At 60.5% G+C, this 14,890-nt stretch carries 12 protein-coding genes; 5 read left to right on the forward strand and 7 right to left on the reverse strand.

Features of this window, described 5'->3' with window-relative positions:
• Positions 1–22 precede the first annotated feature (22 nt).
• Together AC07V9_RS02165 and AC07V9_RS02170 are read right to left on the reverse strand one after the other, a co-directional pair.
• Positions 23–4,378, reverse strand: coding sequence for a SpvB/TcaC N-terminal domain-containing protein (locus tag AC07V9_RS02165; protein ID WP_495014041.1), 4,356 nt, complete (start codon positions 4,376–4,378; stop codon positions 23–25).
• Between the two features lie 119 nt (positions 4,379–4,497).
• The gene (locus tag AC07V9_RS02170) at positions 4,498–4,743 is read right to left on the reverse strand and encodes a hypothetical protein (RefSeq protein WP_495014042.1); all 246 of its coding nucleotides are present in this window, start codon (positions 4,741–4,743) and stop codon (positions 4,498–4,500) included.
• On the opposite strand from AC07V9_RS02170, the gene AC07V9_RS02175 reads away from it, so the two are divergent.
• On the forward strand, positions 4,742–7,468 hold the full coding sequence (locus tag AC07V9_RS02175; RefSeq protein ID WP_495014043.1) for an RHS repeat domain-containing protein: 2,727 nt from the start codon (positions 4,742–4,744) through the stop codon (positions 7,466–7,468). The two genes, AC07V9_RS02170 and AC07V9_RS02175, sit on opposite strands and share 2 nt — an antisense overlap.
• Here AC07V9_RS02175 and AC07V9_RS02180 read toward each other — a convergent pair.
• The 4 genes from AC07V9_RS02180 to AC07V9_RS02195 all read right to left on the reverse strand — a co-directional run bounded on the left by AC07V9_RS02180 (position 7,443) and on the right by AC07V9_RS02195 (position 10,673).
• The gene (locus AC07V9_RS02180; RefSeq protein WP_495014044.1) at positions 7,443–8,600 is read right to left on the reverse strand and encodes a phospholipase D-like domain-containing protein; all 1,158 of its coding nucleotides are present in this window, start codon (positions 8,598–8,600) and stop codon (positions 7,443–7,445) included. The two genes, AC07V9_RS02175 and AC07V9_RS02180, sit on opposite strands and share 26 nt — an antisense overlap.
• Before the next feature lie 2 nt (positions 8,601–8,602).
• A complete protein-coding gene (locus tag AC07V9_RS02185) occupies positions 8,603–9,184 on the reverse strand; it encodes a YceI family protein (RefSeq protein WP_495014045.1) in 582 nt (193 codons plus the stop codon).
• 71 nt (positions 9,185–9,255) lie between these two features.
• Positions 9,256–9,594: an amidase gene (locus tag AC07V9_RS02190; RefSeq protein ID WP_495014129.1), complete on the reverse strand. Its 339-nt coding sequence runs from the start codon at positions 9,592–9,594 to the stop codon at positions 9,256–9,258.
• Positions 9,591–10,673, reverse strand: a complete 1,083-nt coding sequence (locus AC07V9_RS02195) for a serine hydrolase domain-containing protein (RefSeq protein WP_495014046.1) — start codon at positions 10,671–10,673, stop codon at positions 9,591–9,593. The genes AC07V9_RS02190 and AC07V9_RS02195 overlap by 4 nt, the downstream gene beginning before the upstream one ends.
• Positions 10,674–11,044: 371 nt before the next feature.
• On the opposite strand from AC07V9_RS02195, the gene olsB reads away from it, so the two are divergent.
• Both olsB and AC07V9_RS02205 read left to right on the forward strand, forming a co-directional pair.
• Entirely contained in the window at positions 11,045–11,800 is a 756-nt protein-coding gene (gene olsB, locus AC07V9_RS02200) for an L-ornithine N(alpha)-acyltransferase (protein ID WP_495014047.1), read from the forward strand.
• The gene (locus AC07V9_RS02205; RefSeq protein WP_495014048.1) at positions 11,800–12,606 is read left to right on the forward strand and encodes a lysophospholipid acyltransferase family protein; all 807 of its coding nucleotides are present in this window, start codon (positions 11,800–11,802) and stop codon (positions 12,604–12,606) included. The genes olsB and AC07V9_RS02205 overlap by 1 nt, the downstream gene beginning before the upstream one ends.
• Here the strand turns inward: AC07V9_RS02205 and AC07V9_RS02210 are convergent.
• A complete protein-coding gene (locus AC07V9_RS02210) occupies positions 12,567–13,163 on the reverse strand; it encodes an acyl carrier protein phosphodiesterase (protein ID WP_495014049.1) in 597 nt (198 codons plus the stop codon). The genes AC07V9_RS02205 and AC07V9_RS02210 overlap by 40 nt on opposite strands.
• A gap of 222 nt (positions 13,164–13,385) precedes the next feature.
• Here AC07V9_RS02210 and AC07V9_RS02215 point away from each other — a divergent pair, with 222 nt between their 5' ends.
• Positions 13,386–13,688: an ArsR/SmtB family transcription factor gene (locus tag AC07V9_RS02215; protein WP_495014050.1), complete on the forward strand. Its 303-nt coding sequence runs from the start codon at positions 13,386–13,388 to the stop codon at positions 13,686–13,688.
• Positions 13,689–13,833: 145 nt separating this feature from the next.
• The gene (locus AC07V9_RS02220; protein WP_495014051.1) at positions 13,834–14,883 is read left to right on the forward strand and encodes an alkene reductase; all 1,050 of its coding nucleotides are present in this window, start codon (positions 13,834–13,836) and stop codon (positions 14,881–14,883) included.
• Positions 14,884–14,890 lie beyond the last annotated feature (7 nt).

Below are 14,890 nucleotides of genomic sequence, written 5' to 3' on the forward strand. Positions count from 1 at the left end.
GCTTTTTCGTTTCACCACCCTGTCAGCGCTGGAACGGGTTTTTGCGCTTGCGCGGCGAACCATCGTCCAGCAACGGCAGCCCCTGCTCCGCTCGCCGAGCGTTGACCTCCTCGGCCGTATCGTTTTCATCCTCGTTGATGGTGTACCAGCCCACGTACGTCACGCGTCGCATCCAGCCCTTGGCAGTCATGGTGACCGTTGGACGACCCAGCGGATCATAGAACTGCTCGTCGTGGTACCAGTGCTCCCGAGCAGAACGATCATCCACATAGCCGTCGGTATTCGAGAAATAGGGCCGGTAGACGCGCACCGCCAGGCCCTTGTTGTTGTATTCGACGCGCTCGCTGACGCGCCAGCGAGGTTCAGCGTCGACTTCGATCAGTTCGCCGTCCTCACCCACGTTCAATTGTCCGTCGATGACCTGATACGCCTTGCCTGGCTCGACCAATTGGCGGGTTTGCAGTGTTCTGCCGAAGCCATCGACCGAGGCCAGGGTTTTGCGCAATTGCCGCTCAGGGTCATCGGCATAGCGATCCCACTGCATCGCCAGGCTGTGGACCGGCACCTTGTTATCGACCCAACTGAACGCGTCGTAATAATGAACCGTGGCGAAGTCGATCGTTGAGGGAGACGCGATGGCGTCGACCGGTTTTTCTTCCTCCAGCACGGCATCGACCAGCGACTGAAAGCCGACCGGCTTGCCTAGCTCCGTGCCATAGAAACTGGTCATGCGCAGCACGCCAAAACCGTCATAAAGCGCTTCCTGGGAATTGCGATTGGGGTCGACGATCCTGCTCGGCTGCATGCTGCGATAACTGTAGGTCGCCGACGTGGTGCAACCATCGGGGGCTGTCACCGACTTCACCATCAGGTTGTAGTCATCGTATTCAACGGTGCTCAGGCCATGGCTCGCGGTCGGCCTGAAGTTCTCCACCCGATAGAACTGCTCAGCCCCTGAGTAGGTGTTGAATCCCCGCTTGACCGACCACAAGATGCGGTCCGGCTCCTCGGGCAGCATGCACGTCATGCGATGGTAACCGAGTTCGATCAGCTTCGCGGTCAGTTCTTCGGGCGTCATCACCCGGTCGTACGCGGTCAGCGCGTGGTCATCCAGTTCGGCAATCTCCACGGCATCGGTCAACGCCTCAAAGGTCGCCTCGCCCTCCCCCGCATTGACGTAGCGTTGCTTGCTGAGCGCCACCAGGGTGCGAGGCAGCGACGCAAACCAGCCTCGCGGCGCCTTGAAGCGCTCGTAGCTGATATCTGCAGGACTGACCGTTGCACGCTCGACCGCCATCGCATTGACCCGGCTCAAATAGGGCAAACCCAGCCGCCAGCTCTGCGGCGCGTCCAGATGAATCGGCTGAGCCCGGCTTTCCGTGAGATAGAAGTTCTGCTGAGCGTCATCGTGCGCGGCCTGCCACCAGCGCTGCTGATGCTCGTCTTCGAAGGGCGGCGCATCACTCGCCAACTTGCGCCGGGCGTAATTGACGCTAGCGCCGTGGGTCAACACACCGTATTCATCCCATGTCAGGTTGATGGCGCGCTGGCACAGCGGATCGTCCGCATGGCCTTCGTACTGATAACCGATCGACTCCAACTGCAAGGACAACTGCCGCGCATAGGGCTGATGTTCGCTGACCGGCGCCAGTTGGCGCACCAGATAACGCGACGTCTGCACCGAATAAGGCACGTCACCGGACTTATCTGCGTCGAGGCCAAAGACTTCAACCCTCAGCACAGCCCCTGCGAGTGAGCGGGCCATCTCGCGCAAATCATCCTCGGTGGGTGAAGCCACGAGCTGATCGTCGCCACTGACAAAGGTGGTCAGCAGATGGTCGCCCAACACCACCGCATCGGGGTCGCTCGTGTTGATTCCAGTGATGTCTTTCGCTGGATGACGCCCGCTGTGATACCAGGTTTTGGTCAGAACGGGTGCCGTGAAGCCTTGTGCTTCATGAGCGGCTTGAAGCGCCTCACTGTCGGTCTGACACACCAGCCCGAAGCCGCGAAACTCGCGCTCACGGCCGTCGTAATAGCCCTGACGAAAGGTGAAGTGCTGAGTCAACTGATTGCCCGTCACCTCATCGAGCTGCGTCTGACGGGTGACCACGTGCAGCGCGAAAGGCACGCCCGACTCCACTGCCAGCCCTGCTTCCAGCAACTCGACTTTTTCGTCCAGCCACTCCTGTGCGGAACTGCGATAGTCGATGGAACCCGACGCGCCCATGCCGTTGCGGGTGCTGGACAACAGGTACGGTTTGACCGGCGGATGATCGAAGCGCCAGTGCGTGGTTTTCATGTGCGGGACGGTCAGCACCAGGCTCGAACAGCCCAGCCCCTGCAAATCGGCCATGCTCACCTGACAGAGGTGGTCATAGCGAACCCCGTCCGGCCAGGGGTATGAAACCGGTTCGGCCAGGTGATTGCCTGAGCGGTTCATGAACAACTGAAAGCCATCAGACTCAAGATACACCAGGTCAACCGCACCGGACCCGTCCATGTCCGCCAGCCGAACGCGCCCGGCATCAAAGGCCTCCCACGAAAACGGCAGGGTCGCGAACACTTGCCCCTTGCCGAACCGCCCTCTGCCCAGGTTCGCCCAGACCCGAATCTCATCGTGACGAATGCGCACAAGATGTTGCTGACCACTGCCAAAAATGTCGCAGAAAGCGACCAGCTCGGATGAACTGTCGCTGAGCATCGGCAGCGAATCGCCATCGCTGTCATGGACAATGTCCTGCCCCTTGGCGAAACCGTCGTCACGCCGACTGGCGTACAGGCGCACGCTGCGAGGACCGATCAGCGCCAGATCAGACAGCCCGTCCCCGACCAGATCCGCCAACTGCCCCTGGGGATGAAAGAACTCCGGCGGGAAGGCGGAAAACGGCGTGAACCTTGTCCAGCTTCGATCCGGATTCAAGGTGAAGAAGCCCGCGATGCCGGGCTGCGCCACGATCCAGTCGAGACGGCCATCCCCGGTCATGTCAGCGAGCGACTGGCGAACCGCAGTGCGCGAATCAGCCGCAGGGTTACCTGGCAACAACTGCCAAGGGCCGTACTTCACCGCGTCAGGATTACCGGCTTCGATGTCGCGTATGGGCGCGCGGTACATCCAGCCCTTGTCTGAGCGATACAGCACCCCCGACAAACCCTCACCGTAAAAATCCACCCACTGATACGGCTGGCCATCATCCAGCCCCGGCATGGCTTCGAACGGCTTGAATGCCCCTCGCGCTACGTCGAAATCCTGATAGGTAAAGGTGACGGGAGGGCGGCGGCTGAGCGCGGGCTCGATACGTTCCCCCCACGCCAGGCTTTCTACCGAGCTGAGTACCTTGCTCCCCTGCTGAAGGTCCTGGTAGTTGAGTTTCAGCGCGCTGATCAAGGTCGGCTTATCGGCATCCAGTTCATCAGGGAAGTAGTGAAACATGATGACGTGGTGCACGAAGCGCAGGTGGCCCAGCTCGAAGCCGTAGCCAAACGAGGAATGAAAATCAGCGCGCCCTTCCCAGTGCTTGTCGCCGTCATAAGCCAGTCGATCATGGGTGAACGTGCGTTCGCCATAGTCGAAGATCAGCTCGAAATGCCACTGCAGCTCCGACAGCTGCCGAGGAGCCCACAGATACAAATGAGGGTGCGCCTTGAAGTTGCCATAGCGCGCTCGCCAGAGGTAACGCTGAGCGCTGAAGTTGCGCTCGGGGCTGGGCGTCGTATCGGCCACCAAGCCTTGCATATCCTCGGCCTTGTACTCGTACAGCACGTGTTCGCCAAGGGGGTTCATCGTTTCTTCGAGCAACCATTCAGCCACGCGGTTCGGGTCGTCGGGGTCGCGCAAGCGGGAGGTCGGCTGACGGCCGAACATTGCCAGCTCGCCATCTGCGCCGTGGATCAACCAGAAGCCTGCGGGGTCACTCTCATGGCGCCAATGCTCGCTGCGAGTAAAAGCCCCTTCGGCACGGGCGAAGTAGCGAACGACCGTGTAGGTCTGATCCAGTGTGAGGCCGCCATAGGTGCTGACGGTTGTTTCAATGAGCGCGCCCTGTGCATCACGCTCGGCCAGCAGGACGCCGCCATCGGGGCCCAGCATCACATCCTTATCGGTGTACAGGGGCACACCTTTGCTCGCCCTTCGGGCAATGGTCCCCACGTTCAGCCCCCATCCCAGACCGAACAGACCATTGCCCACCGAACTCTGATAGCTGAGGCCGAGCGCCGGTGCATGACCGCGTCCCGGCGTGATGGGCAGCGGAACTTCCAGCGACGCCGAGCCTGTCGCCCCTACCGCGCCCCAGCCCTTGCCGATGCTCTGAATCGCCCCGCCCCCCTTGGGCAGCGAGGGTGCGGAAATACCGATTTTTGGCTCTTGATCGGCCATGATCATGCTCCCTTCAATCCCTGAACGGTGACACCACGCGAGTGAATCGCGCGATGTCATGACTGTTCATAAGATTAGGGCGCACGCGCGGCACGAATTAGAACGTATCGCGATGAGGCTTATCGCGAATACTGATTTTCCAGGCGCCGCGTCGCCACTACGCTACAGATACGCAGCGAGCGTGATTCATAGACGATCGGCTTTAACGTAAAGTTGGCAAAGGGTTGAGCTGCTGATTTCAACGAATGATCCGCGTGCCGCGCATAGCCGATGTATGACCGGGGCGCCATTGGTCGCCCGTCACGGTCGCCCAGACGCACGACTTCTAGGCTTGGATAATCAGCCGACAAGGACGTCATTTCCATGGCCCTCCATTCCTTTACTCCGCAACTTCGCGTCATCGACCCCCGAGGATTGCCGGCCCGTGAAGTAGCCTGGCATCGAATCGATCAGGCCGCGCAAGCACAGGCGCGCGTGACACGGCATGTGTGGGATGAAGCCGGTTGCCTGGTGGCAGAGTGGGATCCTCGCTTGGGGAACATGGCTGCGACGGCCAACAGCAGAAAGATACCTTCGTTATCGGGTCAGAAGCTGCTCGATGAAAGCGTCGATGCGGGTTGGCGGTTGGCGCTGTCTGGCGCTGACGGGCAATCCGTCGAGCGTTGGGATGGCCGGGGAAGCCACAGCCGGACCGATTGCGACGAGTGTCTGCGGCCTGTTTCGGTGACTGAACAGGACGCTGATGCTGCGCCGAATGTGGTCGAGCGGTACACCTATGGCGATACCTCGACGTTGTGCGCAGAACGAAATCAATGCGGACGACTGATCCGCCATGACGATCCTGCGGGCACATGGCGTGCTCATGAATTCGGCCTGACAGGCGGTGTGTTGATCGAAAATCGAAGGTTTTTACAGACCGACGCCCCACCTGATTGGCCCCTTGGTACAGAGCAACGCGATGCACTGCTGGAACCTGGAACCGGGCACACCACCACGAGGGTTTTCGATGCCACTGCATCCTTGATGTCCCAGACCAATGCTGTCGGCAATCGCACCGAATACCTCAATACCGTTGGCGGGTTCCTACGGGAAATACGCCTAAAGCTGGCCGACGCACACACCTTTCAGACGCTCATCAGCGATCTGCACTACAACCCGGATGGCCAAGTGGAAAGCGAGCGTTTGGGCAACGGCGTGATCACCGAAAAAACCTACGAGCCGGAAAGCGGAGGACTGACACGCATATTCTCTTCAAAAGCCGACAGCACCCTCTTGCAGGACCTGAATCATCGCTACGACCCGGTCGGCAACATCGTTGAAATCGAGGACACCGCGCAGCCCGTTCGATTCTTCGCCAACCAGCGCATCGACCCTGTCAGTCGATATCGCTACGACACGCTGTACCAGTTGATCGAGGCCACAGGCCGCGAAGTGTCCAGCGGCACCAGCCATGGCCCTGCACTGCCGACGCTGCAAAACCTGCCGCAAGACCCCAACCAACTGAGCAACTACACCCAGAGTTACGACTACGACACGGGCGGAAATCTGCTCGAGATGCGCCATGTCGGCGCGCAGTCGTTTACCCGCAAGATGCTCATCGCCCCTGACAGCAATCGCAGCCTGCCTGAAGGGGATGTCGATCTGAATTTTGATGAAGGCTTCGATGCCAACGGCAATCTGCAGCAGCTGATTCGCGGACAGGATTTGACCTGGGACTTGCGTAATCAGCTGCGCAGTGTGAGTGGCGTGGAACGAGAAACCAGCGGCAACGATGAAGAACGCTACGTGTACGACGGCAGCGGTCAACGCTGCCGGAAAATTTGCACTGCATTGGCCAAATCGCGAACGCTGGTGGGCGAGGTACGTTATTTGCCAGGCCTTGAACTCAGGACTGAAGTAACGGGCGAAGCGCTGCAAATCAGCGTCCTGCAGACAGGCCGAAATAACGTGCGGGTATTGCACTGGCCTGGCGGAAAATCAGAGGGCATCGCCAACAATCAAATCCGCTACACCCTGAACGATCACATGGGCTCCAGCGCGCTGGAGCTTGAGGATAAAGGTGAGCTCATCAGTCAGGAGAACTATTACCCCTTCGGTGGAACCTCATGGTGGGCGGCACGAAGTTCCATTGAAGCGAAGTACAAGACGATCCGTTATTCCGGTAAAGAACGCGATGCCTCAGGGCTTTATTACTATGGGTTCAGGTATTACGCGCCGTGGTTGCAGCGATGGTTGAATCCGGATCCTCAAAGAGATATCGACGGGCTGAATGTGTTCAGATTCGTTCGTGATAATCCATTTACGCTGATTGATGTATCGGGAAACTTCGGAGAAACACCCCAAGCCGCCGCGTTGCGGGAAAGGCTTATGGAAGTGGTGGATCAATCGCCGAGCGCCTATGACGCTATCACCAGCCTGTATGAGCACGACATCAGCGAACACTCGATTCTTTCGAACTACAAACGTGCTGGTTACACCGGGAGCGAATACGATCACTTCGAGAATCAGTTCTTTCCTCACGAATGGCGCTTTCAGTACAACTTCAAGTACCGCGACACCGGACACCCAACAACCCATGCAAACGAAATAGCATTAGCCCAATACACCATCATTGCAGAGCGCCAAGGTTTTTTTGGCCAACTGCCCTCGTTGATAAAACGGACCCATATCAGTAATGAAGGGGTCAAGGCTGTCGCTCAACGATGGAAACATGATCCCGATAGACTGAAGACGGCTTTTTTTACAGAAACACAAAACGGTAAGAGTACCGCCAGAATACTCAGCGATTTTGGCCTGCAAGCATGGAAAGTCGAAGCGCAGACAGATCGGTTCAACGATCTCACGATCCTCATTCACGTTAATCATGAAGGCCAACAGCCGTTGGCAGCCAGACCACCTTCCAGATTCAGCGTCTGCGCCGTTCGGGAACCCGCACGATGCGCGGTGACCCCAGTTGAAACCAACGCCTCTCAACCACAGACCGTCGCCAGATCACGGTTCAGGGTCAGCATAGTTCACGCAGACGGCAAGTCACACGATACTAAACGCCAGCCAATCACTCGACTCAGCCCCTTCGGTCAAGGGCGTTGACCACCAACCGGTCAACCCACCCCCACACCCGCTGCTTGACCCGGCTCCACAGGGGCCGGGCCTGCCAGGTTTCCAGGCTCACCTCAACGCTGACGAGAAAATCCCGCTCAAAGCTCCCCGCCACGGCGAGGGTCAAGGCAGGGTCCATCGCTTCAAGGTTCGCTTCCAGATTGAAGCGCAGGTTCCAGTGGTCGAAGTTGCAAGAACCAATGCTGACCCAGTCGTCCACCAGCACCATTTTCAGGTGCAGAAAACAGGGTTGGTATTCGAAGATGTTGACCCCAGCCTTGAGCAGACGCGGGTAATAACGATGGCCGGCGTAGCGCACCGAAGGGTGATCGGTACGCGGGCCGGTGAGCAGCAGGCGCACGTCGACGCCTCGGGCAGCGGCGCGGCGCAGTGCGCGACGGACTTTCCAGGTGGGGAGGAAATACGGGGTCGCCAGCCAGATGCGCTTTTTGCTGGTGTTCAGCGCGCGGATCAGCGATTGCAGGATGTCGCGGTGCTGGCGGGAATCGGCGTAGGCCACGCGACCCAAACCCTGGCCGCTGACCGGAGCCTGGGGCAGCCGCGGCAGACCGAAATTGTCTGCCGGGCGCCAGGCGCGGCGGCGCGGGTTGGCGTGGAACTGGCGGTCGAACAGCGCCTGCCAGTCGATGACCAGCGGACCTCGGATCTCTACCATCACTTCGTGCCACTCGCTGACATCCTGATCCGGGCGCCAGAATTCGTCGGTCACCCCGGTGCCGCCGACAACGGCCAGCGCCTTGTCCACCAGCAGCAGCTTGCGATGATCGCGGTAAAAGTTACGGATGCCCCGACGCCAGTGAACACGGTTGTAGAAGCGCAGAATCACGCCCGCCTCGGTCAGCCGCGTGCGCAGGCTCAGGGTGAACGCCAGCGAGCCGAAGTCATCGAACAGGCAACGCACGATCACGCCCCGTCTTGCGGCATTGACCAGCGCCTGCACAACGGCTTCGGCACAAGCCCCCGCTTCCACCAAATACAGCTCCAGCTCGATCTGCTGCTGCGCGCCTTCGATCGCCGCGATCATGCGCGGGAAGAAGGCCGGCCCGTCGTTCATCAGGTTGAACTGGTTATCGTCACGCCACGGAAAGATCGCGCCTCTCATGGTCAGCGCGCCGTGAAGATCAGCACGGCGCCCACCGGCACCGAGAAGCCGATCGCCGAAAGATCCGCCACGCGTCGCAGGCTTTCCAGCCCCGGCAGCAGGCCGAAGTCCTCGGCGTGCAGCACCACCGGCTCAAGGGTCACCACCTGAAAGCGCCGCTCGTCCAGGCGCGTGGCCAACAGTTCGGCGCGGTAGCTTTGCGACTGGCCGTGCATCTGCACCTTCAGCGGCAGGCGCAGCTCCAGCTGTGCACCAGGGGCCAGCGCGGTGATCGGGCGCATGTCCAGTTGTGCAGTGATTTTCGCTTCGGGGTACTGCTTGACGTCGAACAGCTGCCGACGCAAACGTTCGTCACGCAGGGGGATACCGGTGCTTATCGAATCCAGCTCGACCTCAAGCTCGGCCACGCCCCTGGGGTCAACCTTGCCGTGAAGGTTAAGGAAGCGATGGACTTCGGAAATATCGGCGTTTTTGTTGGAAATGAACGACAGCCGCGACGACTCGTTATCCAGATACCAGTTCGCCTGAGCAGGCAGCGCCAGGACGGCGAGCGAGGCCAGCAGCAGGCGAGAAAGTGTGGGCATGAGAACTCCAGAGGCGCGAGTGGGGCAACCTTATCCGGCTGTCAGACCACAGGCAAATGGGGACGTTCGCCTCAGGGGTGCGCAGGCAGCAATCGACAGCCCTGACGAGGCCCCTGCCACTGTGCGCTGCTCTCACGCCCCATGCCGGTGGCGGTGATGCGCTTGGCGTCCAGGCTTTCCGTCAGCGTGCTCGGCAACCACTGCTTTACGTAGCTCTGACAGTAGTCAACCGGGTTGTTCATCACATACCGGCACGAACAATATTCCTTGGCGGTGTAGGCGCTGATGAGGGTCGGGAAGGCCTGCAACTGAACGCGCCAGACCCCGATCACGGCGAGCAGACACAGCGCAAGCACGATGCCAATGCTGCTGAACGGGCGACGTCGGATGAAGCCTTTGCGCGGGTTCAGTGGGCGCCCTCCCCGCTCACGGCTTTAAGGGCCCTTTTAAGCAACTGATTGTGGTCATAGGTGCCGTCGCGGTCGTCGGCGTAGCGCACGATCACGAGATTAGCGCTGGGGATCACGTACAGCGCCTGCCCCCAATGCCCGAGGCCTGCGAAGGTATCGGACGGGGCATCAGGCCAGGGGCCGGGTGTGCCGTGGGCGGTCTTGTTCAGCCACCAATGGCCGCCAGGGGCCTCGTTTGTTGGAAGCCGGGATGAAAACGGTGTGAGGTTGAAATCGACCCAGGCCTCTGGCAGCACCTGACGGCCTTGCCAGCGCCCGCCACGCTGCATCAGCAGGCCGATGCGCGCCAGATCCCGAGCGGTCATATAGGCGTAGGACGACCCCACGAAGGTGCCGGTGGCGTCGGTTTCCCAGACCGCGCTTTTGATGCCCAAGGGGTCGAACAATGCGGTCCAGGGGTAATCCGGGTATGCGGCGTCGCCGACCATGCCCTTCAGCGCTGCCGCCAGAACGGTGCTGTCGCCGCTGGAGTAGCGATAGGAGGTGCCCGGCATGCTGGCGACCTTGTGCTCGGCGGTGAAGCGCGCCATGTCGTCGCGGCCTCGGGTGTAGAGCATCGCCACGACCGACGAGTTGAACGGTGCGTATTCGTAGTCTTCTTGCCAGTCCAGACCGGAAGCCCAGTGCAGCAGGTCCTTGATCTTGACGTCCGGATGGGCGTTGAACGGCGAATAAAACCTGGCGACCGGGTCGTCGAGCTTGAACCGGTTTTCACCGAATGCCACGCCGAGCACTGTCGCAAGAATGCTCTTGCTGATCGACCAGGTCAGGTGCGGGGTCTGTGCGTGGGTGACACCGGCATAGCGTTCGTAGACCACCTCGCCGTTGTGGATGATCAGCAGCGCGTCGGTGCGAATGCCTTCGCGTTGCAGTTCGTCACGCGGTGGGAATGCGTAGGCCTCCAGATCCTTGAGCGCGGCGCTGGGTGTGAGCGGCCGGGCAAACCATTGATCGTCAGGCCAGATGTCGGCAAACGCCAAGCGAGCGAACAGCAGAAAGATGAACAGCAGACGGCGCATGAAAGGGTCTCGAATGCAGGGTGCGAGAAACCCTAGCAGGCATTGATGACAGCGCATGGTGTTCCCGCTGCGACGCGACCGCCGCGGCATCATCGGAGGGACGCGATCTTCCTGAGGGAGCGAATTCATTCGCGAGACGTTAGCGCAGGCGACACATGTGCATCGCCTGTGAAATCTTCGCGAATGAATTCGCTCCCACAGATGGTCATGCGTGAAGCCAGCCCCCCCTCACGCGTCTCGAACCCTGTCACGCAACCATCACCAAAGCTTAATGGTCATGACATCGGCCCTCCCTAGCCTGCATTCGTACAGCAATGCTTCGAATAATCAGTCGACCGGCCTGGACGAAGGCTGGCCCACGGAGACGTCACATGACTCAGATCGCCAGTATTCGAGACACCCGCTCCGAACGCCGCCTGCAGGCCGAGCGCCTGATCGGGCCTCAAGCCATGCAGCAAGCGCAGGCTTTGCGCTTCAGTGTCTTCAGTGGCGAATTCAACGCCAAACTCAAGGGCGCCGAGCTGGGCCTGGACATCGACGATTACGACGTACATTGCATGCACATCGGCGTGCGTGACCTCAGCAGCGGCAAGCTGGTCGCCACCACTCGCCTGCTGGACCACAAGGCCGCCAACACCCTGGGCCGGTTCTACAGCGAAGAAGAATTCAGCCTGCATGGCCTGGGCCATCTGCAAGGCCCGATTCTGGAGCTGGGCCGCACCTGCGTCGACCCGGCCTACCGTAATGGCGGCACCATCGCGGTGCTGTGGAGCGAGCTGGCCGAAGTGCTCAACGAAGGCGGCTACAGCTATCTGATGGGCTGCGCGAGCATCCCGATGCAGGACGGCGGCATTCAGGCCCACGCGATCATGCAGCGCCTGCGCGAACGCTACCTGAGCACCGAGCACCTGCGCGCCGAGCCGAAAAATCCGCTGCCAAGCCTGGACCTGCCGAACAACGTGATCTGCGAAATGCCGCCGTTGCTCAAGGCCTACATGCGCCTGGGCGCGAAAATCTGCGGCGAGCCCTGCTGGGACGAAGATTTCCAGGTGGCCGACGTGTTTATCCTGCTCAAGCGCGACGAGCTCTGCCCGCGTTACGCCCGCCATTTCAAGGCAGCCGTGTGATGAGCCCGCTGCGCAGTCATGCGCGTGTCGTCCGCGTGCTGTCGGTCATCGCTCTGGGCCTGACCATCGCCGGCACCTTCGCCCTGATGGAGCGCCTGCGCATCGGCGCCTCCATGGCCCGGCGTCAGCGCTGGACCAGTTGGTTCATGAAACGCCTGACCGCTGCCCTGCCGTTTCGCGTCAGGGTCAGCGGTCATATGCCGAGCCAACCAATGCTTTGGATCAGCAATCATGTGTCCTGGACCGACATCCCGCTGCTGGGCATGCTGGCCCCGCTGTCGTTTCTGTCCAAGGCTGAAGTGCGCACCTGGCCGGTGGCCGGCTGGCTGGCACTGAAAGCCGGCACGCTGTTCATTCGTCGCGGTTCGGGCGACAGCAAGTTGATTCAAAAACAGATGGGCCAACACTTGCTGGGCAATCACTCGCTGGTGATTTTCCCCGAAGGCACCACCACCGATGGCCGGAGCCTGCGCACCTTCCACGGTCGCCTGCTGTCGAGCGCGATTGAAACCGGTGTGGCTGTCCAGCCCGTGGCGATTCAATACCTGCGTGATGGCAAGCCGGATCAGATCGCGCCGTTCATTGGCGATGACGACCTGCTCTCGCACCTGCGCCGACTGTTCGCCAACGAGGTGAGCGAGGTGCACATTCAGTTGTTGACCCCGATCACCTCTCAGGGCAAGGAGCGCGCAGCGCTGGCGTTCGAGGCTCAGCAAGCGGTGCAGACTGCCCTGTTTGGCAACGCGAACGAGTCGGGTGAAGCCCGTCAGCCAGCCGAGTCACGCCCCGCAGCAAGAGCGGCCTGAGCGAACGCCTGAAGCTCGGGATAAAACGCACGAAAGTCCTCACTCAACGGCCGATAAAGCGCCTGCAGTTCCTGCATCGCGCCGGCCAGCCCTTCGGGGCGCGACAGGCGTCGAGCAATCCCCGCCAGCGCGTTGCCCACCACGTCGAAATCCACGTACGAACCCAGCCAGTCCTGCGCTGCCATGCGCGGTGCGATGTAAGCCAGGCGCTCCGGCAGATTCGGCTCTTCGGCCAGCACGCGGTAGACCTTATCGGTAAATGCACCCAGCGGCACGTCCGAGTACTGAGCCCAGTCTCGCGCCAGGCAATGATCGAAAAACACGTCGAGCACGATCCCCGCATAGCGCCTGCGCTCGCTGGGAAAACGGCTCATCGCCTGTTTGATGACGGGATGAGCGTCGGTAAAGACATCGATACGCCGATGCAATCGGATGGCGTCTTCGATGTCTGCAGGAAACCGCCCCGGCAACAGCCCTTTGACGAAATCGCCGTACAGACTGCCGAGCAACTGAGGAGGGTTCTGACCGCCAAGGTGAAGATGCGCGAGGTAGTTCATGGGAGCAAAAACCTATTTTCCTCAAAATGCACAGCCCTCTGTGGGAGGGTCTGGAATTGACGCTGTGAGCCTACACTTATTATCTGGCAAATATCCATATCGTTATAACCCGATATACCGATTCGTTCTCTGCTTAGCACCCATTCATATTTGTATATCGCGATTTATAGATATAAGGTTCGCCTCATCGCGATATACCGCTACGCACGCATTGAGAACGACATGCCTATCGACCTCGACGAGACAATAAAAGCCCTGGCGCACCCGGTTCGTCGGCAGATCCTTGCCTGGCTCAAAGACCCCGCGACCTGCTTCCCGGACCAGCTCCATTCATTTGAGGGCGGTGTCTGCGCCGGTCAGATCGACCAGCGCGCGGGCCTTTCGCAGTCGACGGTTTCGGCCCACTTGTCGCAACTGCAACGTGCCGGGCTGATCACCAGCCAAAAGCACGGACAGTGGCATTTCTTCAAACGCAACGAAGACGCCATTCAGGCGTTTTTGCAGGAGTTGGGCAAACAGCTTTGAGCTGAGCGTGACCCTGATTGTTTACCGTCAGCGCGGCGATGCCGAGCTGGCTGTTGTAGCGAGCTGAGCCTCAAGAGTCAGCGCTGCACTCTGGCGACAAAAGACTGCGGATTCACCCTTTACCGAAGCATCAAGGATATCCCCAATGACCACGATTTTTGACCCGATCAAGATGGGCGAGCTGGAACTGGCCAACCGTATCGTGATGGCCCCGCTGACCCGCTGCCGTGCCGACGAAGGCCGTGTGCCTAACGCGATGATGGCCGAGTACTACGTGCAACGCGCCTCGGCCGGCCTGATCATCAGCGAAGCGACCTCGGTCACCCCGATGGGCGTTGGCTACCCGGACACTCCCGGCATCTGGTCCAACGATCAAGTGCGCGGCTGGAGCAACATCACCAAGGCCGTGCACGCCGCCGGCGGCAAGATCGTGCTGCAACTGTGGCACGTCGGTCGCGTCTCGCACCCGAGCTACCTGAACGGCGAAGCGCCGGTTGCGCCAAGCGCCATCCAGCCCAAAGGCCACGTCAGCCTGGTTCGCCCGCTGTCCGATTACCCGACCCCGCGCGCGCTGGAGCTGGCCGAAATCGAAGACGTCGTCGAGGCCTACCGCGTCGGTGCCGAAAACGCCAAGGCCGCCGGTTTCGACGGCGTGGAAATCCACGGCGCCAACGGCTACCTGCTCGATCAGTTCCTGCAAAGCAGCACCAATACCCGCACCGACGCTTACGGCGGCTCGCTGGAAAACCGCGCCCGTCTGTTGCTGGAAGTGACCGACGCCGCCGTTGAAGTCTGGGGCGCTGGCCGTGTGGGTGTGCACCTGGCACCTCGCGCCGACGCCCATGACATGGGCGACGACAACCTGGCCGAGACCTTCACCTACGTGGCGTCGGAATTGGGCAAACGCGGCATTGCCTTCATTTGCGCCCGCGAGCGCGAACTGGACGACAGCCTCGGTCCGCGTCTGAAAGAAGCATTTGGCGGGGTGTTCATCGCCAACGAGAAATTCACCAAGCAAAGCGCCAATGAGTGGCTGGCCAGTGGCAAGGCGGATGCCGTCGCGTTTGGCGTGCCGTTCATTGCCAACCCGGATCTGCCGGAGCGTCTGGCCAAGGATGCGCCGCTGAACGAGCCGCATCCCGAGACGTTCTATGGCAAGGGTGCGGTGGGGTATATCGACTATCCGGCGTTGTGAGACGCTA

The organism is Pseudomonas sp. GW821-FHT02A11, from assembly GCF_059421985.1.

Bases quoted from the DNA above. Each gene is read 5' to 3' on its own strand.
- AC07V9_RS02165 (WP_495014041.1), bottom strand. From the start codon at position 4,378: ATGGCCGATCAAGAGCCAAAAATCGGTATTTCCGCACCCTCGCTGCCC.
- AC07V9_RS02175 (WP_495014043.1), top strand. From the start codon at position 4,742: ATGGCCCTCCATTCCTTTACTCCGCAACTTCGCGTCATCGACCCCCGA.
- AC07V9_RS02170 (WP_495014042.1), bottom strand. From the start codon at position 4,743: ATGGAAATGACGTCCTTGTCGGCTGATTATCCAAGCCTAGAAGTCGTG.
- AC07V9_RS02180 (WP_495014044.1), bottom strand. From the start codon at position 8,600: ATGAGAGGCGCGATCTTTCCGTGGCGTGACGATAACCAGTTCAACCTG.
- AC07V9_RS02185 (WP_495014045.1), bottom strand. From the start codon at position 9,184: ATGCCCACACTTTCTCGCCTGCTGCTGGCCTCGCTCGCCGTCCTGGCG.
- AC07V9_RS02195 (WP_495014046.1), bottom strand. From the start codon at position 10,673: ATGCGCCGTCTGCTGTTCATCTTTCTGCTGTTCGCTCGCTTGGCGTTT.
- olsB (WP_495014047.1), top strand. From the start codon at position 11,045: ATGACTCAGATCGCCAGTATTCGAGACACCCGCTCCGAACGCCGCCTG.
- AC07V9_RS02205 (WP_495014048.1), top strand. From the start codon at position 11,800: ATGAGCCCGCTGCGCAGTCATGCGCGTGTCGTCCGCGTGCTGTCGGTC.
- AC07V9_RS02210 (WP_495014049.1), bottom strand. From the start codon at position 13,163: ATGAACTACCTCGCGCATCTTCACCTTGGCGGTCAGAACCCTCCTCAG.
- AC07V9_RS02215 (WP_495014050.1), top strand. From the start codon at position 13,386: ATGCCTATCGACCTCGACGAGACAATAAAAGCCCTGGCGCACCCGGTT.
- AC07V9_RS02220 (WP_495014051.1), top strand. From the start codon at position 13,834: ATGACCACGATTTTTGACCCGATCAAGATGGGCGAGCTGGAACTGGCC.